18 protein-coding genes are annotated in these 19,391 nt (G+C 71.3%); 15 read left to right on the plus strand and 3 right to left on the minus strand.

All coding sequences use genetic code 11. The features are described 5' to 3' along the window. Positions 1-36 precede the first annotated feature (36 nt). The 10 genes from KBX34_RS07715 to KBX34_RS07760 are packed head-to-tail and all read left to right on the plus strand — an operon-like array spanning position 37 to position 10,073. Complete coding sequence (locus tag KBX34_RS07715; RefSeq protein WP_307871350.1) at positions 37-1,326, plus strand: amidohydrolase family protein; 1,290 nt, start codon at positions 37-39, stop codon at positions 1,324-1,326. Further along, positions 1,326-2,615, plus strand: coding sequence for an MFS transporter (locus KBX34_RS07720; RefSeq protein ID WP_210924110.1), 1,290 nt, complete (start codon positions 1,326-1,328; stop codon positions 2,613-2,615). Before KBX34_RS07715 ends, KBX34_RS07720 begins: the two co-directional genes overlap by 1 nt. Beyond that, positions 2,612-3,391 (plus strand): B3/4 domain-containing protein, encoded by a 780-nt coding sequence (locus KBX34_RS07725; protein WP_210924111.1) that lies wholly within the window; start codon positions 2,612-2,614, stop codon positions 3,389-3,391. Before KBX34_RS07720 ends, KBX34_RS07725 begins: the two co-directional genes overlap by 4 nt. Next, positions 3,388-4,623 (plus strand): ATP-grasp domain-containing protein, encoded by a 1,236-nt coding sequence (locus KBX34_RS07730; RefSeq protein ID WP_210924113.1) that lies wholly within the window; start codon positions 3,388-3,390, stop codon positions 4,621-4,623. Before KBX34_RS07725 ends, KBX34_RS07730 begins: the two co-directional genes overlap by 4 nt. Then, the gene (locus KBX34_RS07735; RefSeq protein WP_141909023.1) at positions 4,614-5,834 is read left to right on the plus strand and encodes an MFS transporter; all 1,221 of its coding nucleotides are present in this window, start codon (positions 4,614-4,616) and stop codon (positions 5,832-5,834) included. Before KBX34_RS07730 ends, KBX34_RS07735 begins: the two co-directional genes overlap by 10 nt. 21 nt (positions 5,835-5,855) lie before the next feature. After that, positions 5,856-7,160 carry a TrpB-like pyridoxal phosphate-dependent enzyme gene (locus KBX34_RS07740; protein ID WP_210924114.1) on the plus strand — a complete coding sequence of 435 codons (1,305 nt, stop codon included), beginning with the start codon at positions 5,856-5,858 and terminating at the stop codon, positions 7,158-7,160. 58 nt (positions 7,161-7,218) lie between these two features. After that, complete coding sequence (locus KBX34_RS07745) at positions 7,219-7,917, plus strand: flavodoxin family protein (protein ID WP_099852523.1); 699 nt, start codon at positions 7,219-7,221, stop codon at positions 7,915-7,917. Continuing rightward, entirely contained in the window at positions 7,907-8,254 is a 348-nt protein-coding gene (locus KBX34_RS07750; protein ID WP_145783082.1) for a cupin domain-containing protein, read from the plus strand. The genes KBX34_RS07745 and KBX34_RS07750 overlap by 11 nt, the downstream gene beginning before the upstream one ends. After that, positions 8,251-8,619 carry a chorismate mutase gene (locus KBX34_RS07755; protein WP_210792770.1) on the plus strand — a complete coding sequence of 123 codons (369 nt, stop codon included), beginning with the start codon at positions 8,251-8,253 and terminating at the stop codon, positions 8,617-8,619. The genes KBX34_RS07750 and KBX34_RS07755 overlap by 4 nt, the downstream gene beginning before the upstream one ends. Next, positions 8,616-10,073, plus strand: a complete 1,458-nt coding sequence (locus KBX34_RS07760) for a UbiD family decarboxylase (RefSeq protein ID WP_210924115.1) — start codon at positions 8,616-8,618, stop codon at positions 10,071-10,073. The genes KBX34_RS07755 and KBX34_RS07760 overlap by 4 nt, the downstream gene beginning before the upstream one ends. Here KBX34_RS07760 and KBX34_RS07765 read toward each other — a convergent pair. Beyond that, positions 10,018-11,532: a PLP-dependent aminotransferase family protein gene (locus tag KBX34_RS07765; protein WP_210792772.1), complete on the minus strand. Its 1,515-nt coding sequence runs from the start codon at positions 11,530-11,532 to the stop codon at positions 10,018-10,020. The genes KBX34_RS07760 and KBX34_RS07765 overlap by 56 nt on opposite strands. Before the next feature lie 95 nt (positions 11,533-11,627). After that, a complete protein-coding gene (locus tag KBX34_RS07770) occupies positions 11,628-12,065 on the minus strand; it encodes a hypothetical protein (protein WP_210792773.1) in 438 nt (145 codons plus the stop codon). A gap of 437 nt (positions 12,066-12,502) precedes the next feature. Here KBX34_RS07770 and KBX34_RS07775 point away from each other — a divergent pair, with 437 nt between their 5' ends. Together KBX34_RS07775 and KBX34_RS07780 are read left to right on the plus strand one after the other, a co-directional pair. Next, complete coding sequence (locus KBX34_RS07775) at positions 12,503-15,499, plus strand: glycoside hydrolase N-terminal domain-containing protein (RefSeq protein ID WP_210924116.1); 2,997 nt, start codon at positions 12,503-12,505, stop codon at positions 15,497-15,499. Positions 15,500-15,707: 208 nt separating this feature from the next. After that, positions 15,708-16,475: a trans-aconitate 2-methyltransferase gene (locus KBX34_RS07780; RefSeq protein WP_210924117.1), complete on the plus strand. Its 768-nt coding sequence runs from the start codon at positions 15,708-15,710 to the stop codon at positions 16,473-16,475. Between the two features lie 13 nt (positions 16,476-16,488). On the opposite strand, the gene KBX34_RS07785 is transcribed toward KBX34_RS07780, so the two are convergent. Then, positions 16,489-17,202 carry a hypothetical protein gene (locus KBX34_RS07785; RefSeq protein WP_210792776.1) on the minus strand — a complete coding sequence of 238 codons (714 nt, stop codon included), beginning with the start codon at positions 17,200-17,202 and terminating at the stop codon, positions 16,489-16,491. Between the two features lie 142 nt (positions 17,203-17,344). Here KBX34_RS07785 and KBX34_RS07790 point away from each other — a divergent pair, with 142 nt between their 5' ends. The 3 genes from KBX34_RS07790 to KBX34_RS07800 form a co-directional block, all read left to right on the plus strand. After that, positions 17,345-17,743: a VOC family protein gene (locus KBX34_RS07790; protein ID WP_210792788.1), complete on the plus strand. Its 399-nt coding sequence runs from the start codon at positions 17,345-17,347 to the stop codon at positions 17,741-17,743. Positions 17,744-17,791: 48 nt separating this feature from the next. Next, positions 17,792-18,235 carry an OsmC family protein gene (locus tag KBX34_RS07795; RefSeq protein WP_088947750.1) on the plus strand — a complete coding sequence of 148 codons (444 nt, stop codon included), beginning with the start codon at positions 17,792-17,794 and terminating at the stop codon, positions 18,233-18,235. 182 nt (positions 18,236-18,417) lie between these two features. Continuing rightward, positions 18,418-19,391 (plus strand): non-reducing end alpha-L-arabinofuranosidase family hydrolase (locus KBX34_RS07800; RefSeq protein ID WP_210924122.1); only part of this gene is annotated, 974 nt, incomplete at its 3' end.

The following is a 19,391-nucleotide window of genomic DNA, read 5'->3' on the forward strand; positions in this document are numbered from 1 at the left end:
TCCTGCCCCGACACCGAGAGAACCGGAGTGATCGTCGTGTCCCGACGTACGTTGCTGCACCGCGCCACGGTCCAGGAAGGACTGGGGGTGGCGTCCCGCCCGCACCACAGCGTGCTGCTCGACGGCGAGCGGATCGTCGCGGTGCTGCCCGAGGCGCAGGCCCCACTGCATGACCCGGACGTGGACGTCCTCGACCTCGACGGCCGGACGGTCATGCCGGGCATGACGCTGGGCCACACCCACATCGCGTACCTGAACGTGCTCGACGGTCGGGAGATGCTCTTCAAGTACACGATCCCGGAGGTCACCCTCGGCGCCGCCGCCAACGCGGCCGACATGCTCCGGCTGGGCTACACCGCCTTCGTCGGTGCGGGCTCGGTGGCCGGCATCGACATGGCCCTGCGCCGGGCGATCGACGCCGGCCGGCTGCCCGGCCCGCGGATCACCCCGTGCAGCCGGGACCTGATGGTGTCCGGCCCGCCGGAGCGCCGCAACCCGGGGGTCAAGCAACGCATCCCGAGCGACCTGATGCGGCTGGCCGACACCCCGGAAGAGCTGATCGAGTACGTCGACACCGAGGTCGCCCAGGGCGCGGAGATCATCAAGGTCTTCTCCACCGGGGACGACACCTTCCCCAACGGTCGATCGCACGAGCTGCTCTTCACCGCCGAGGAGCTGGTGATCGCGGCCCGGGCGGCGCACCGGCGGGGAGTCCGGATCCGGGCGCACTCGCGGGGGCTGGCCGGTATCCGCAACGCCATCGCCGCCGGGGTCGACGTGATCGACCACGCCACGTACGCCGACGACGCGGCCCTGGAGGCGATCGCCGAGCGGGGCATCTTCGTGGTGCCGAGCCTGCATCAGCCGCACCGGCTGCTCACCACCGGCACCCGGTACGGCAAGACCCCGGAATACCTGGAGACCCTCGAATTCCAGGCCGAGGTGGAGAACACCCTGCGCATCCTGCCGCTGATGGTGCAGATGGGCATCCCGATCGTGGCCGGCGACGACTTCGGCTTCGCGTGGACCCCGCACGGCCGCTACGCCGAGGAGCTGGAGACGTACGTGACGATGGCCGGCATTCCCGCCCCGGTGGTGCTGACCTGGGCCACCGCCAACGGCGCACGGCTGGCGGGTCGGGGCGACGACGCGGGCACGGTGCAGCCGGGGCGGCTGGCCGACCTGGTGGTCACCGACGGGGACCCGGCCGAGGACATCACGGTGCTGGGCCGGCCGGAGGCGATCGAGTTGGTGCTGCTGGGCGGCCGGGTGGTCGCCGGGGACGCCACCCGTTACCGCGTCGGGCAGCGGGCGGGAGTGGCGTGATGCGCCGGAGCGTGCCGGTCGTCCCGCTGCTCGCCGTGGGCGCCTTCGCCATCGGCACCGACACCTTCGTCGTCGCCGGTGTGCTCCCCGAGGTGGCCCGTACGCTGCAGGTCAGCGTCGCCTCCGCCGGCTGGGTGAGCACCGTCTTCGCCCTGGCGTACGCGGTCGCCGCTCCGGTGCTCGGCGCCCTGACCGGTCGGCTGGAGCGGCGTACCGTGCTGGTGGTCTCGCTGGTCGGGTTCACAGTGGGCAACGTCGCCTCCGCGCTGGCGCCCGACCTGCCGCTGCTGCTGCTGGCCCGGGTCCTCACGGCGGTCAGCGCCGCCCTCTACATCCCCGCCGCCACCGCGTCGGCGGCCACGCTGGCCCCGCCCGAGCGGCGCGGCCGGGCCATGGCCGTCGTGCTCGGCGGCCTCTCCGCGGCAACCGTGGCCGGGGTGCCGTTCGGCACCTGGCTCGCCGCCGACCTTCAGTGGCGCGCCACCTTCTGGCTGCTCGCCGCCATCGGTGCCGCCTGCGCGGTCGCGGTGACCGTCGGCCTACCGGCGCTGACCCTGCCGCCCGGCCCGTCGCTGGCCGCCCGGCTCGCCCCGGCACGCGACCGTCGGGTCGGGCTGGCGGTGCTCACCACCGCACTCTTCATGACCGGCGGCTACCTCGCGCTGACGTACGTCGGGGCGCTGCTCGCGCCGGCCACCGACGGCGACGGAACCCTGCTCGCGGTGCTGCTGCTGGTCTTCGGTGTGCCGGCGGTCGCCGGCACCGTGCTCGGCGGACGGGCCACCGACCGGTGGGGTGGCGTGCCGGTGCTGCTCGTCTCGGTCACCGGGCTCGCCCTGGTCCTGGTCACACTGCCGTGGACCCGGCAGGCGCTGCTGCCGGCCGCGCTGGCCATGGCGGCGTGGGGCATCACGGCGATGGCCACCCAGCCGGCCCAGCAACACCGGCTCTTCACTGTCGCGCCCAGCTCCGGGCCGCTGCTGCTCTCCCTCAACTCGTCGGCCACGTTCGTGGGCATCGCCGTCGGCGGCTTCCTCGGCAACCGGCTGCTGCGACACGGCGGCACGGACGCCCTCGACCTGCTCGGACCGGTCGGCGCGGCACTCTGCGTGCTGGCGCTGGGCACCACGCTGCTCGGTGCCCGGGCCCATGCCGGCCGTCGCGACGACCAGCCTCCGACCGCCGGATTGGCCTCACCGGATCACCTTGGATTGGCCACACCCGGTGGTCGCCGCGCTGCGTACGGTCGGACCGACAATCGGACCCGAACCACGCGAGGATCACGATGACCCAGCTCAGCGACGGTGTGGACACCCTCACCGTGCGCATCGACGACCGGGTGTTGACCGCAGTGCCGGACTACGTGCTCGGCGTGATCGCCATACCGGCGATCGAGGTCGCCCCGGCGCCTCCCGCCGTGTCGGCACTGCTGACCGCCGCCGAGGACGCGCTGCACGCGGCAGGCCTGGACAAGGCGGCGGTGGCGGAGCTGCCGGGCATCGCCGCGTGGCGGGAGGCGTACCGGGCGGTGGGGGTGAACCCCAACCGGTTCCCGTGCGCCGCCGAGTCGATCGCCCGGCGGGTCGCCAAGGGTGACCGGCTGCCCCGGATCAACGCCCTGGTCGACCTCTGCAACGCGGTGTCGCTCGGTGCGGCGCTGCCGGTGGCCTCGTGCGCTGTCGACGGCCTCGCCGACCTCGTCGTCCGGCCGGCCGACGGCACCGAAACCTACCTCCCGCTGGGCACGCCCGAGGCGCCGGAGCAGCCCGAGCCGGGCGAGGTCGTCTACGCCGACGCCGATGGGCGGGCCCACTCGCGCCGCTGGAACTGGCGGCAGGGCCACCTGGTCCGCACCGATCTGGGCCGGCACCGGCTGCTGCTCACCGTCGAGTCGGCCCACCCCGGAGGCCGGGCCGAGGTGACGGACGCGCTGGCCCGGCTCGCCGCCGCCCTCGACGAGCTGTCCGACGGCACGCGGCAGGAGGCGGTGCTCGACGGCGCGACGACCAGCGCCGTCCTGCGCACCGCGGGTCCGGTCGCCAGCGACAGTGGGAGCCGATCGTGAACCGCGCGATCCTGGTGATCTACCGACCGGCGGCAGGCCGGTACGCGGCCCAGTTCCGCAGCGTGGTCGCCGCCGCGACCGAGCTGGGCGTGGCGACCGTCGCGCTGCTGCCGACCGGGCAGCCGGCCGCCGAGGCCGCTGGTCTGCCCTGCTATCACGCCGACCTCGACGACTCCGAGGCTGTCCGCTCGGCGGTCACGACGATCCTCGCCGCGCACGCGGTGGAGCGCATCTTCCCGCTCTTCGAGGGCGACGTGCTCACCGCCGCGCGCTGCCGCCGAGACCACGGCATCGCAGGGCTCGACCCGGAGCAGGCGCTGGCCTTCCGGGACAAGAACGTGATGCACCGCCGGGCCGTCGAGCTGGGCGTGCCGGTGGCCCGCTCGTGCCGCCCCGAGACGGTGGGCGCGGTCGCCGAGTTCGCCGCCGAGGTGGGCTGGCCGGTGGTCATCAAGCCGTATGCGGGCTGGGCCTGCGGGGACACCCACCGGGTGGACTCCACCGAGGACCTGGCCCGGGTCTGGCCGCTGGTCGCCGACGACCGGCACGACTACCGGGCGGAGGAGTACGTCCGGGGCGCCGAATACCACGTCGACTCGCTGCTGCGCGACGGCGAGGTGGTCTTCGAGCAGCTGTCCCGCTACACGTACTCGGTGCTGGAGTTCCGCGACGAGCCCGGCGGCACTGTCTCCCGCAAGCACGACCTGACCCCGGCGGAGCGGCGCATCCTGACCGCCAGCGCCACGGTGCTGCGCGGCTTCGGGATGCGTACCGGTGTGGCGCACGTGGAGTTCTTCCTGCGCGACGACGGCGAGCTGGTGTTCGGCGAGGCGGCCGCCCGGGCAGGCGGTGGCTCGATCGTCCCCGCCATCCAGGCCGGGCGGGGCATCAACCTGGCGGGGGAGTGGTGCCGGCTGGAGCTGGACCCGGGGCACGTGCCGGCGACCACCCTCGGCCCGGAGATCGGCACCGAATACCTCTGCTCCGACCGGTACGGCCGGATCACCGCGATCACCACCGCCGAGGAGCTGCGGGCGCTCGACTCGGTGCTCGACGCGGACGTGTGGAAGACCGTCGGGGACGTGCTCGCCGTGCCGACCGCCTCCAACGACGTGCTCGGCTGGTACGTCTGCGAGGGCCGCGACTTCGACGACGTACGCGCCCGGTTCAAGGTCATCCGGGACGCCTTCGAGGTGCTCACCGAGCCGGCCGGTGATCCGTCATGTGGCTGAGCCGGTTCCGGGCCCTGCCGCGCCCTCTGCGGATGCTGGTCTACGCCTCGTTCATCAACCGGGCCGGGATGTTCGTCTTCCCGCTGCTCGCGGTCTACCTGGTGCAGAGCCGGCACCTCAGCACCGGCGAGGCGGGTGTGCTGATCTCCGTGGGCAGCACCGGCCTGCTCGCCGGCAGCCTGCTCAGCGGCCCGGTCTGCGCCCGGGCCGGTCGACGTGCCGCGCTGGTGTCGAGCCTGCTGCTCAACGCGGTCGGCTACCTGGGCCTCGCAGTGCTCGACGGTCCGACCTGGACGTACGCGGCACTGCTCTTCGTCGCGCTGGTCGGTATGGGGATGTTCGCCCCGGCGGCGAACACGCTGATCGCCGACCTGACCCAACCCGAACAGCGCCCCTTCGCGTACACGGTCAGCTATCTGGCCAACAATCTCGGCATGGGCGTCGGCCCGCTGCTCGGCGGGTTCGCGGCGGCCTACTCCTACCAGCTGATGTTCGCCGGGAACATCCTGCTCGGCCTGCTCGCGGCGGCCACCATCTGGCTCTTCGTACCGGCGGACACCCGGCGGGTGCCGACGGCCTCGCCGGCCGGCACCACCCGTCGGGCCAGCCTGCTGCGGGACATCGACGTGGCGGTGCTGGTGGTGGTCTCGATCTGTTTCGTCGCGCCGCTGATCGGCCTGGAATACACGCTGCCCCTCGCGGTCACCACAGTGCTGCACTCGTCGGTGGCGGTGGTCGGTGCCGTCTACACCATCAACAGCGTGGTCGTGGTCAGTGCCAGTCTGCTGATCGAGAAGCGGATGAAGGCGTACTCGACCCGGGCCCTGCTGATCACGGCGGGCCTGCTCTGGTCGACCGGGATGGCCATCCTGGTCTTCGCGTTCTCGCTGCCCGCCGTGCTGCTGTCGACAGTGGTCTGGACCCTCGGGGAGATCATCGCCTCGGTGGTGATTCCGACCTACATCGCCGACCACGTCCAGGAGCACCGGGTCGGCAGCTTCATGGCGCTGAACGGTTTCGTGCTCAGCTCCGCCCGGCTGGTCGTGCCGATGGGCCTCGGCTTCGTCTGGCAGGCCGGTGGGCACCGCCCCGTCCTCCTCCTGCTCCTGCTGACCCCGGTGGTCGGCGTGGTCGCGTTCGCAGTGCTGCGGATCCGACCGGCTGCCCGGCCCGTGCCGACGCCCGCCGAGCCGGCCACCGCCAGTTCCTGACACCCACCCCTGGAAGAGGCCATGACCGCGACGAAGTTCGTGCTGCCCGACAGTGACATCCCGACGACCTGGTACAACGTGGTCCCCGATCTGCCCAAGGGTCTGCCCCCGATGCTGCACCCCGGCACCCGGGAGCCGATCACGCCGGCGGACCTCGAACCGCTCTTCGCCCGCGGCATGATCGAGCAGGAATTCTCCACCGAACGGGAAGTGGACATCCCCGGGCCGGTGCTCGACATCTACCGGCAGTGGCGGCCCAGCCCGCTCGTGCGGGCCCGTCGCCTGGAGCAGGCGCTCGGCACGCCGGCCCGGATCTACTTCAAGTACGAGGGGGTCAGCCCCGCCGGCAGCCACAAACCGAACACCGCGGTCCCGCAGGCGTACTACAGCAAGCAGGACGGCGTGCAGCGGCTGACCACGGAGACCGGCGCCGGCCAGTGGGGCAGCTCGCTGTCGATGGCCTGCGCATACTTCGGCCTCGACTGCGAGGTCTTCATGGTGCGGGTCAGTTACGACCAGAAGCCGTACCGGCGGGGCCTGATGGAGACGTTCGGCGCGTCGGTCACCGCGAGCCCGAGCGACCGTACCGGGGCGGGCCGGGCGGCCCTCGCCGCCGACCCGGAGTCCAGTGGCAGCCTCGGCCTGGCCATCTCCGAGGCGGTGGAGGCGGCGATGCACAGCGGCGGCGCCGCCAAGTACGCCCTCGGTTCGGTGCTCAACCTGGTGCTGATGCACCAGACGATCATCGGCCAGGAGGCGCTGCTCCAGTTGGCGATGGCCGACGACTACCCGGACATCGTGATCGGCGCGGCCGGCGGTGGCTCCAACTTCGCCGGGTTGGCCCTGCCGATCCTGCGTCGGCAGTGGGGCGGCGGCCCGACGGTGCGGTTCATCGCGGCGGAGCCGGCCTCCTGCCCGTCTTTGACCCAGGGCAGTTACGACTACGACTTCGGCGACACCGCCGGGCTCACCCCGCTGACCAAGATGCACACCCTGGGCCACGACTTTCACCCGCCGGCGATCCACGCCGGCGGGCTGCGCTACCACGGCATGGCGCCGATCGTGAGCGCGCTACGGGAGATCGACCTGATCGAGGCGCGGGCGGTGCCGCAGACCGCGTGCTTCGAGGCGGGCGTGCTGTTCGCTCGCAGCGAGGGGATCGTGCCGGCGCCGGAGTCCACCCACGCGGTCCGGGTGGCGGTGGACGAGGCGATCCACTGCCGGGAGACGGGCGAGTCGAAGGCGATCGTCTTCTCCCTGTCCGGGCACGGCCACTTCGACATGCAGGCCTACATCGACTACTTCGCCGGAAAGCTGACGGACTGACCTCGCAGGGGGTGGGCGCCGTGCGGCGCTCACCCCCTGCCTCGCACCGGGGGTTAATGTGCACAGCGAAGCAGGGACCATCCTCGCCATCAACGGATCGGAACGGGTCGGCGGCAACACCGACCACGCCATCGCGTACGCGGGTCGGCTGATCGCCGAGCGCGGTGCGATCCTGCGCACCATCCAGCTACGTGAGCACCGGATCTCGCCGTGCAGCCCGTGCGGCGACTGCAACAGCCGTACAGTGCCCTGCCAGCTGGACGACGACGTCCCCGCCCTGGTGGAGCAGATGACCAACGCCGACGGGCTGATCTACGCGGCCCCGGTGCACGGCTTCGGCCTGGCCCACCTCATGCAGGTCTTCATCGAGCGTGCGGGCGTCGGCTACCTGCGGTTCACCCGTCCGCTGGCGGACAAGGTGGGCGGCATCATCGTCACCGGACGGCGCTACAGCGACTCCTCCGTACACAACCAGATCGTCAACAACCTGCTGCTCAACCGGATGATCCTGGTGGGCAGCGGGTTCCCCGTCCTGCTGCGCAACACCACCGGCACGCCCGGCCTGACCGACCCCGAGGGCATCGACGCGTTGGAGCGGATGGTGCACCGGATGCTCGACATGGTGCAGCTGCTCAAGCGACACCAGCGGGTCGACGGCGACCCGGTGCTTCCGCGCCGGGACCGCAACGAGCGCGTTCCGCGGCCCCGCCGCAACGAATCCGTCCAGACCAGAGGAGATATCGAGAATGTCCACTGAGCAGGTTGCCGCGCCGGTCGGCATCGACTTCCCGGCCACCGAGTGGGAGAGGTGGGACAAGCCGGGGGCCGAGGGGCGTGTCAAGATCTCGTACGTCGGTGGGCAGCGCCTGCGCCTGCTGGAACTGCCGCCCGGCTTCGACGAGCATCACTGGTGCCTGCGGGGGCACACCGGTTACGTCCTGCAGGGCGAGTTCACCATCCACTTCCGGGACCGGTCGGTGCCGTGCCGCCCCGGGATGGGCTTCGTCATCCCCGACGACGAGGAGCACCGGTCCCAGGGCAGCGACGCCGAGCCCACCGTCGTCTTCGTGGTCGACCAGGTTCCCCAACCGTGAGCGACCAGCACCGGATCACCGCGCCGGCCGGCTCCCCGCCGGCCGGCGCCGCCGACGGCCCGGCCCGGATCGCCGAGCTGCGCGGTGCCATCGACGGGCTCGACCAGCGGATCATCGCCCTGCTGGCCGAGCGCACCCGGGTGGTGCAGGAGCTGACCGCGCACAAGACGGACGAGGCGACCGTCCGGTCACCCGACCGGGTGCGGCAGGTGCTCGACCGGGTGCACGACCTGGCCAGCCGGCACGGCATGCCGCCCGAGGTGGCGGTCGGCACCTACCGTGCCCTCATCGACGAGCTGACCCGGATGCAGCTCGACATGCTGGCCGCCCGTCGTGCGGCGGCGCCGCTGGTGGACGAGCGATGAGCCGCCCGCCCGTCGACCTGCGGCACGCCCTGGCCACCCTCGACCCGCTCCCCGGCGAGCTGGTCCGGGTCGCCACGGAGCTGCCGGCCCGCTACGGCGTCTCCGCCCACTACGCGCGCTGGGCCGGCGCGCCCGCCGCCCCGCCCACCGGCGCCGGCCCGGCGGTGCTCTTCGACCGGGTACGCCCCGACCACGGCCCGACCCGGGCGGTGCTGATGGGCCTGTACGGCACCCGCAAACGCGCCGCCGGCCTGCTCGGCTGCACACCGGCCGAGTTGCCGCACCGGCTGCTCGACGCGGTCGCCGCGCCCCGCCCGCCGGTGCCCGCACCCGACCCGGCCCGCTGGCCTCGCGAGACGCTGCCGGTGGACCTGACCGCGCTGCCGGTGCCGGTGCTCACCGATGAGGACGCCGGGCCCTACCTGACCCTCGGCGCGGTGCTCGCCACCGACCCGGACACCGGGGTCCGCAACCTGTCCGTGCACCGGATGTGCGTGCAGGGTCCGGACACGCTGACCATCTGGATGGTGCCCGGACGGGACCTGGAGCTCGCGCACCAGGCCGCGCTGCGCCGGGGGAGCCCGTTGCCGGTGGCCATCCACCTCGGCCTGTGCCCGGCGGTGCTGCTCTCCTCCTGCTGCCCGACCTCACTGGTGCCACCGGACCTCGACGAGCTGGCGGTGGCCGGTGCTCTCGCCGGGCAGCCGGTGGAGCTGCTGCCCTGCCGCACTGTGGACACCGAGTTCATCGCGCACGCCGAGTACGTCATCGAGGGGGAGCTGCTGGCCGACCGGGCACCCGAGAGCCGGCACGGCACTGTCGCCACACCGGAGTTCCTCGGCTACCAGGGCCGGGCGCACCCCTCGTTGCCGTTGATCCGGGTCACCGGGATCACCGCCCGGGAGAGCCCGATCCTGCAGGCGGTGTCCGGCCCCGGGCACGAGCAGTCGGTGCTGCTCGGCTTCGGGATGGAGGCCGCGGTGCTGGACCTGTTGCGCCGCCGGGGCACGCCGGCGCTGGCCGCGCACTGTCACACCGCAGGTGGCGGTCAGCTCATGGTGGTGCTCCAGTGGCCGGCGAAGCGCGGCCCGGAGGACGACGCGGCGGTACGCGTCGCCGCCGAGGCCGTGCTGGAGCAGTTCCGGATGGCCAAGCTGGTGCTGTGCGTGGGCGACGACGTCGACATCGAGTCCGATCAGGACCTGTGGTGGGCGATGGTCACCCGCTTCCAGGCCGACCAGGACCTGCACGTGCTGCCGGACCGGGAGGGTTTCCCCCTCGACCCGAGCCAGCACACCGGCTACTCCCCGTCGCTCTCGGCCGACGGTCGGACGGCGAAGGCGGTCTTCGACTGCACAGTGCCGTACGCCCAGCGCGCCCGGTTCCAGCGGCCCCGGTTCACCGAGCCGTCACTTCCCGCACCGCGGCGGCCAGCAGCGCCACACCTTCGGTGATCCGGGCGGTGGGCAGCGCCGCGTACCCGATCAGGAAGGTCGGCTCGGCCGGCGACAGGGTGACGAAGTAGCCCGAGGCCGGGTAGATCCGGACGCCCCGCGCGGCGGCGGCGCGCACGATCGCCGCCTCGTCGGCGTCGGGCGCGCCGCCCAGGGTCACCAGCACGTGCAGTCCGGCCGCCGTGCCGGAGATCCGCACCCCCGCGCCGAAGTGTTCGTAGAGCGCCTCCAGCAGCCGGGCGCGTCGCTGCCGGTAGAGGCGGTCCATCCGGCCGATGTGCCGGGCGTACGCGCCGGAGGAGATGAACTCGGCCAGTGCCTCCTGGGTCAGCGTCGCGGTCAGCCGGTCGGTGATCCACTTGACGCCGAGGAAGGGTCGGACGAGGTGCGGCGGCAGCACCGCGTAGCCGATGCGCAGCGAGGGGAAGAGGGTCTTACTGAAGCTGCCGACGTAGACGACGTCCGCGTCCTGCGGGTCGGCGGCCAGCGACGGCAGCCGCTCCTCGGCGAAGGTGAACTCGTTGTGGTAGTCGTCCTCCAGCACCGTGGCCGCGTGTTCGCGGGCCCAGCGCAGCAGCGCTCGTCGCCGCCGCTCGGACATGATGAACCCGGTCGGAAACTGGTGCGACGGAGTGACGTAGATCAGGCGTACCCGGGCCGGGTCGAGGCCGTGCGCGCGGACCTGGGAATCGATGTCGTCGACCCGTAGGCCCTCCTCGTCGACAGCGACCGGCACCACAGCGGCCCGTGAGTAGCCGAAGATCTGCCGCAGCACCGTGTGGCTCGGGTCCTCGATGATCACCACGTCGTCGGGGCCGACGAGCAACCGGACCAGGATGTCCATGGCCTGGGTGGCGCCGCTGGTCACGACCGTGTGTTCACGCGGGGCGTCGAGTGCCCGGCTGCGCCGCAGCAGCGCGCTGATCTGGGCACGCAGCGTCGGGGAGCCCTCGGCCGGGCCGTATCCCAGCGCCACCGCGTCGGCCCGACTCACCGCCTCGGTGAGCGACTGTCGCCACCGGGTCACCGGGAAGCTGGCCAGCGCCGGGGTGCCGTGCCGGAAGTCGTACGTCCCGTCCGGCCGGTGCATCGGCGCTGGCTCCCAGGGCTTCCACAGTGGGCTGCCCGCGTCGGTGGCCAGCGGGGGCTCCGGCCACAGGTGCGCGTGGGTGGCGGCGCGTTTGGCGGGTGGCGGCGTGTCCGCCAGCGCGTCACTGACCCGCGTGCCGGATCCGCGCCGCGAGGTGAGCACCCCGTTGGCCCGCAGCAGTTCGTACGCCCGGGTCACCACGGTCCGGGAGACCCTGAGCTGGTGCGCCAGCTCACGGCTCGGCGGCACCGGGTCGCCGGGGCGCAGCCGACCCGTCCGGACGGACCCGCTGATCTGGTCGCAGAGCTGCTGCTGCAACGGCACCGAACTGGCGCGGTCCAGTGCGACGAGAAGCTGGGACGAACTCACCTGCGCACGCTCCCCCGATCGACGCCGGTGCCGAGTCTAGTCGCGCCACCCGCGTCCACCTCCGGTTCCCGCGGCGCGCCGGGCAGCCCGTGCGCTCACTGGTCACGACAGCCGAGCTGGTCGCCGAGCTCGTTCGGGATGCCGAACGGGCTGCATTCGAGCGCGCTGCCCTCGCCCAGCTTCTTCCACCCACCGCCCGTGTACTCGAACACCAGCACACCGTCGCCCTGCATTCTCGGGTCGACAGCGATCACCCCGGCGGTCGCCCACCGACTTGCGCACTTGATGTGATCCGGGTCGATCCGGTGGGTGTCGCCCAGCCCTGACGCCCGGTGCAGGGTGGCCGCGCTCACCGGACAGGCAGCCCGGGAGGTGGGTGTCGCGGGCGACGCGCTGCCGGTCGGCGACGCGGCGGAGGAGCCGGGCGGTGTGGTGTTTCCGCTGGCCAGCGGAGCGGGCGAGGTGGTGGTGCAGGCCGCCAGGCCCGCCAGTACGGTGATCGGCACCAGGGCACGCAGCGCTGTCGGTGTCATCAGGTCCTCCAGTCCAGCAGGGATGGGTCTCCCGCTAGACGCCCTGCGGTCGGTCATGGTTGCGGCCGACTGCCGGTCCGAGTGTCGGGTTTTTTCTCGACCCTGTCGGCTGCCGAGCAGGCGTACCCGCGTGCCCGGCACCCGGTCCAGTTTCTCGGCCGCTGCGGCGACGGCAGAGCCCCGCGCGACGCACGAACACCACCGCGCCGACACTCGGCGTACATCTGATGTATGTGCGGTTGAAGTGGCCTTTCCGGGCTGGTCCGCGCCCGCCAACCACTGGCGGACCGTTCTCGACGCGCTGCTTGGAGCCCTGCCGATGGGCGCAGACGCTGCCGATTCCACCCATCGATCGACCATTGCCTATTCCGTCGCCTCGGAGTAACCTTCGCGAAACACATCGGATGTCTGACTGTCTAAGGCGTTTTGGAGGATCGATGTCCGACCTGACCCGACGGCAGGCCCTCAAAGTCGGCGCGGCCGGCGCGGGTGGGGCTCTGCTGCCGTTGCCCTGGACCGCCGCGGCCCGAGCAGACTCGGCCGTGCCTCCGCAGGTGCTGGCCGCCGGGGACCTCGCGCTCTGGTACGACGAGGGTGCCGGCACCGACTGGCTACGGGCGCTGCCGATCGGCAACGGGCGGCTCGGCGCCATGGTCTTCGGCAACGTCGACACGGAACGACTCCAGCTCAACGAGGACACCGTCTGGGCCGGTGGGCCGCACGACCCCAGCAACCCCAGGGGCGCGGGATCGCTGGCGGAGATCCGGCGGCTGGTCAACGCGAACCAGTGGACCCAGGCCCAGGATCTGATCAACCAGACCATGATGGGAAACCCCGGCGGCCAGTTGGCCTACCAGACCGTCGGCAACCTCCGGCTCGCCTTCGGATCCGCCAGCGGGGCATCCCAGTACGACCGGACGCTCGATCTCACCACCGCCACCGTCACCACGACGTACGTGCTCAACGGCGTCCGATACCAGCGCGAGGTCTTCGCCAGCGCGCCCGACCAGGTCATCGCGATGCGACTGACCGCCGACCGCAGCGGCTCGATCAGCTTCACCGCCACCTTCGACAGCCCGCAGCGCACGACGGTGTCCAGTCCGGACGGCAGCACGATCGGCCTCGACGGTGTCTCCGGCAACATGGAGGGCATCACCGGCGCGGTCCGCTTCCTCGCCCTGGCCAACGCCACCGTCACCGGCGGTTCGGTGTCCAGCTCCGGTGGCACCCTGCGGGTCACGAACGCCACCAGCGTGGTCTTGCTGCTCTCCATCGGCTCCAGCTACGTCAACTACCGCAACGTCGGCGGCGACTACGGGGGCATCGCACGGCAGCGCCTCAGTGCCGCGCGGGGGAGCAGCTACGACCAGCTGCGCAGCCGGCACGTGGCCGACTACCAGGCGCTGTTCAACCGGGTCAGCCTGGATCTGGGCCGCACGTCCGCCGCCGACCAGACGACGGATGTCCGGATCGCCCAGCACAACAGCGTCAACGACCCGCAGTTCTCGGCGCTGCTGTTCCAGTACGGCCGGTACCTGCTGATCTCGTCGTCGCGGCCCGGCACCCAGCCGGCCAACCTCCAGGGCATCTGGAACGACTCGCTGGCCCCGTCGTGGGACTCGAAGTACACGATCAACGCCAACCTGCCGATGAACTACTGGCCGGCCAACACGACAAACCTCGCCGAGTGCCACAACCCGGTGTTTGCCATGATCAACGATCTGTCCGTGGCCGGGGCGCGCACCGCCCAGGTGCAGTACGGCGCCGGCGGCTGGGTCACCCATCACAACACCGACGCGTGGCGGGCCACCGCGGTGGTGGACGGCGCGTTCTGGGGCATGTGGCAGACCGGCGGCGCGTGGTTGGCCACGATGATCTGGGACCACTACCTGTTCAACGGTGACATCGAGTTCCTGCGGGCGAACTATCCGGCCATGAAGGGCGCGGCGCAGTTCTTCCTCAACACCCTGGTGACCGAGCCGACCCTCGGCTACCTGGTGACCAACCCGTCGAACTCACCGGAGCTCAGCCACCACGCGAACGCCAGCGTGTGCGCCGGCCCCACCATGGACAACCAGATCCTGCGGGACCTCTTCGACGGCTGCGCGCGGGCCAGCGAGATCCTCAACGTGGACAGCACGTTCCGGGCCCAGGTTCGGGCCACCCGGGACCGGCTGCCACCCATGAAGATCGGCTCGCGCGGCAACATCATGGAGTGGCTCTACGACTGGGTGGAGACCGAGCCCAACCACCGACACATCTCGCACCTGTACGGGCTGGCACCCAGCAACCAGATCACCAAGCGGGGCACCCCACAGCTGTTCGAGGCGGCCCGTCGGACCCTGGCGCTGCGCGGCGACGACGGAACGGGCTGGTCGCTGGCCTGGAAAATCAACTTCTGGGCGCGGATGGAGGAGGGCAAGCGGGCCCACGACCTGATCCGCTACCTCGCCACCACCGCCCGGCTCGCCCCCAACATGTTCGACCTGCACCCGCCGTTCCAGATCGACGGCAACTTCGGTGCCACCGCCGGCATCGCCGAGATGCTGCTGCAGAGCCACGTCGGGGAACTGCACATCCTGCCCGCGTTGCCACCGGCCTGGCCGGGCGGGCGAGTCTCCGGTCTGCGGGGTCGGGGCGGGCATACGGTCGGCATCACGTGGAGCAACGGTCAGGCCACCGAGATCCTCGTCCGACCGGACCGCGCCGGCACCGTCCGCCTGCGCGCCCGGATCCTCACCGGCACCGTCACCGTTGTCGACACCGGCGACGGTACGGCGGCGCGGGTCACCCGGATCGAGTCCGACCTGATCGAGATCACGGTGCAGGCGGGGCGCACCTACCGGGTCACCAGCTCCGGCGTGGCCACGCCCACGCTGGAACAGAGCTTCAGCAACGTCGGCATCACGAGTGACAGCAACACCAACGTCGGGAACTTCGACGGTGGCGGGGCCTCGCTCTCCGCGCAGGCCCTGGCGCAGGCCGGCGCCAGCCCGGGCGGCACGGTCAGCCGCAACGGGGTCACCTTCCGCTGGCCCAACGTCAGCTCCGGGGCCGCCGACAACGCCATCGCCTCGGGCCAGTCCATTGGCGTGACCGGCACCGGCAGCACGCTCGGCTTCCTGCTGACCGGCACCTACGGCACGGTGTCGGGGACCGGCACTGTGGTGTACGCCGACGGCACCCGCCAGACGTTCACGCTGAGCACACCCGACTGGTACGGCGGGCCGCACTCCGGGGGGACCGCCGCCATCGTGTCCGCATACCAGAACCGGCCCAACAACCAGCGGCAGAACACCGCCGCCTGCATCTACTACGTGGGTGTCGCGCTGCAGAGCAAGGCGGTGGCCTCGGTCGTGTTGCCCAACATCAGCGCGCGGCCCGCGGCCAACGTGCCGACCATGCACATCTTCGCCATCGCGATCGGCGGCTGAGGGCACCGGATCCCGCATCCGGGGGCTCTGACGGCGCCGGATCCCGCATCGGGGGAGCGGGCCCGTCCCAAACCGGGACGGGCCCGGCCCGTTGGGCGCCGACGCACCCCGCCCACCCCTGCCCCCGACCCCGGAAGTGGTGGAATACGACCGGTTTGCGGGGGGAAGATCGAGCATCGCCGACGCGAGTCGTGACAGGATTGTCGGCATGTCTGCTCGCGCACTGAGCTTCGGGATGGTGGCGGAACAATACGAGCGGTACCGGCCCGGTTACCCTGCCGAGCTTCTCGACCTGGTGCTGACGTACGCGGGTCGGCCGATTCGGACGGCCCTGGAGATTGGCGCCGGGACGGGCAAGGCGACCCGTCTGTTCACCGGACGGGAGGTGACGGTCACCGCGACCGAGCCGGACGGCGCCATGCTCGCCGAGCTGCGCAAGCACGTGCCAGCAGGCGTCCGGACCGTGCAGGCCGCCTTCGAGGACCTGCGGCCCGGCGAGCGGTACGACCTGGTCTACGCGGCGGCGGCACTGCACTGGACGAAACCGGAGGGCCGATGGTCGACCATGGCCGCGCTGCTGGAGCCCGGCGGCGTGTTCGCCTCGTTCGGCGGGCCAACCCAGCTGGCTGACCCGGCCGTGGCGGACGCGGTCCGCGCCGCCCGGGCGCCCTTCCTGGAGAGCGACGAGGTTCCATCTCCCGATGGCACGCCCCCGGGGCATGCCATGCAGTGGCCGGGCACGGAGCTCCAACGCTCCGATTGGTTCGCCGACGTCCAGCAGATCGTGGTCGAGCGTCGCCTGACGATGAGTGCGCGCGACTACGTCGGGCACCTGTCGACGATCTCGGCGTATCTCGAACTGCCGACCTCGGAACAGGAGCAGGTCTTCGGCCAGATCATGCGGATCCTGCCCGAGGCGGTCGAGCTTTGCGCCGACATCGTCGTGCATCTCGCGCGTCGGCGCACCGAGCAGTAACGCCAGTGGGCGTTCAGACCAGGAAGCTCTCTCGCATCCTCGCGCCCAGATTGATGCCACCGACAGCGCGGGGCCCGGCCGGGTCGTGCACGCTGACGGTGTTGTTGCGCCGCATCAGCTCACGGACCGCGGGCGGGAGCCGGGGCGGGTCGTCCATGGCCGCGATGACCTGCCCGGCGCTCAGGATCAGTCGATCGGCCAGGGCCGCCGCGTCGGTGTCCACCCGCACCCGTCCATACTCCCAGGCCGCGGTGGTGAGGTCGAGCACCTCGAACACGCGCGTCAGCAGCGGGTTCGGGTCGGTCACCCGGTCCAGCCGAGGCGCCTGGCTGCCGACCACCGCGACAGCGGCGGCCACCTGGGCGTACGGGTGGAAGCCGCACGGCAACGCGAACAGTGGCCAGCGCAGGGCGTGGCCGGCCTCCATCCACAGCGGCCGGTAGTTGCGGCGGTGCACCAGCAGTCGCCGGCCCGTCCGCCGGTGGATCTCCTGGGCCTGGGCCTGGAGGTCCGCGTGGGCCTCGTCGGCGACCTGACTCACGATCCGGGCCGCCACCACCAGGCCGTCGTCGCTGTTGAGCGCCGCGGTCAGCGCCTCGACCTGCTCGGGGAACCGGACCTGTGCGTGGGTGCCGTACCGGGACTGGACGTCGCGGAGCAGCGCCTGCTGTCGTCCAGGGTCGAGCTGGACCCGCCTACCGCCCAGCAACCGCCGGAGCCAACGCATGTCGCCTCGTTTCAGCAGAGCCGTCGTGGACGGCGGCAATGCTAGTGCGTCGGGACTTCACCGGCTGCGGACGGGGTGGCTGACCGAGCCCGCGGGTCGTGTCGGCGACGACCGGCGACGCCGCGGCGTGCCACAGTGGTTCATGCCGCTGAGCAGGTATCACCTCAGAGCTTCGATCGCCGTCTCGGACATCGAGCGGGCCGTCGGGTTCTACGAAGGCACACTCGGCCTGCCGGTGCTGCAGTCCGGTCCCAGCGCCCATGTCGCCGGCGGCAGCCGCGTCTATGGTTCTGGCGGCGGGCCGGCACTCAACGTCTACCAGTCGGCCACTGCCGGGAAGACCCCGGCGACGCTGGCGACCTGGTACGTCGACGATCTCGACCAGACCGTCGACGAACTCGTCGCCTCCGGTGTCGAGTTCATCCGCTACGAGCAGCTGGAACACGACGCCAAGGGGATCACGCCTCGGGCCGGTGGTGGCCGCATCGCCTGGTTCCAGGATCCGGACGGCAACACCTTCGCCCTCGAAGCCGACACCTGATCCGGATCCGGTGTACGCCCCCGGGACGGCGTGGGTAGTTTTCCTGTCATGAGTGAGGACAGCTTCCGCTCGGTGCAGATCGAGCGCACCAGCGTGGGAAACTACGTCGCGCGCAACGTCCGCGGCGGGTCGATGTCGTTGGGCACGGGGGAGGACACCAGCTTCACCCCGGTGGAGTTGCTGCTGGCCGCCATCGCCGGCTGCACCGCGGTCGACGTGGACTACATCACCAGCCGCCGTGCCGAGCCGACCCAGTTCTCCGTCGAGGTCACCGGCGACAAGATCCGGGACGAGACCGGAGGCAACCGGATGCAGAACATCCGAGTCGAGTTCACCGTGACGTTCCCGGAGGGCGCGGACGGCGACCGGGCACGCGAGGCGCTGCCCCGTTCGCTGCAACAGTCGCACGATCGACTCTGCACGGTCTCCCGTACCGTCGAGCTTGGCTCTCCGGTCTCGATCGTCGAGACCGGCGGGTCCAGCGGAGACTGACCCGCTCTGGCAATCAGGTCGGTGCCGCCACCCCGACGATCAATTGACCTGCATCTACTTGTGATTGATGCTGTGGGAGCGCTCCCGTAACATACCTGACGCGGCCTGTTAACGCTCACAAGCCCCCACTTGCAGCGACCACCACCAATGCATGGGCCGCCATCCCGTCAGGAGGGTGCTATATGACCAGATCCAGAGCCACCAATGTCGGTCTGGTGTCGGCCGGCGTCGCCTTACTGGTGTCGTCAACGGTCGTGGCTGCGTTACCGGCCGGCGCCACGGCTGCGGGCTGTTCGGTGACCTACGCCGTGTCGTCGCAGTGGCAGGGCGGCTTCGGCGCCAACGTGTCGGTCACGAACCTGGGTGACCCGCTGACCAGTTGGGCGTTGACCTGGTCGTACAGCGCCGGTCAGACGGTGACGCAGGCCTGGAACACGTCGTTGACGCAGAGCGGTTCGGCGGTGACGGCCACGAATGTCAGCTACAACGGAGCGGTCGCGACAAACGGCACGGTGTCGTTCGGCTTCAACGGTTCGTGGACGGGCAGCAACCCGGCGCCGACGAGCTTCGCTCTGAACGGCGTGACGTGCACCGGCGACACGACGCCGACCACGCCACCCCCGACGACCCCGCCGCCGACAACTCCACCTCCCACGACCCCGCCGCCCGGTGGCACGTGCAACCTTCCCTCGACGTACCGCTGGTCGTCGACGGGCGTGCTGGCCAACCCGAGGTCGGGTTGGGTGTCGCTCAAGGACTTCACCGTCGCCCCGTACAACGGCAAGCAGTTGGTCTACGCCACCACGCACGACTTCGGGACCAGGTGGGGTTCGATGAACTTCGGCCTCTTCTCGAACTACTCGCAGATGGCCTCGGCCAGTCAGAACGCGATGAACTCGGCGACCGTCGCGCCGTCGTTGTTCTACTTCGCGCCGAAGAACATCTGGGTGCTCGCCTACCAGTGGGGTGGGCCGGCGTTCTCGTACCGGACCTCCAGTGACCCGACCAACCCGAACGGGTGGTCCGCGGCGCAGACGCTGTTCACCGGAAGCATCACCGGTTCCGGCACCGGCCCGATCGATCAGACTCTCATCGGCGACGGTACGAACATGTACCTGTTCTTCGCCGGGGACAACGGCAAGATCTACCGGGCCAG

Source organism: Micromonospora sp. M61, assembly GCF_018070245.1.
Lineage (GTDB): Bacteria > Actinomycetota > Actinomycetes > Mycobacteriales > Micromonosporaceae > Micromonospora > Micromonospora zamorensis.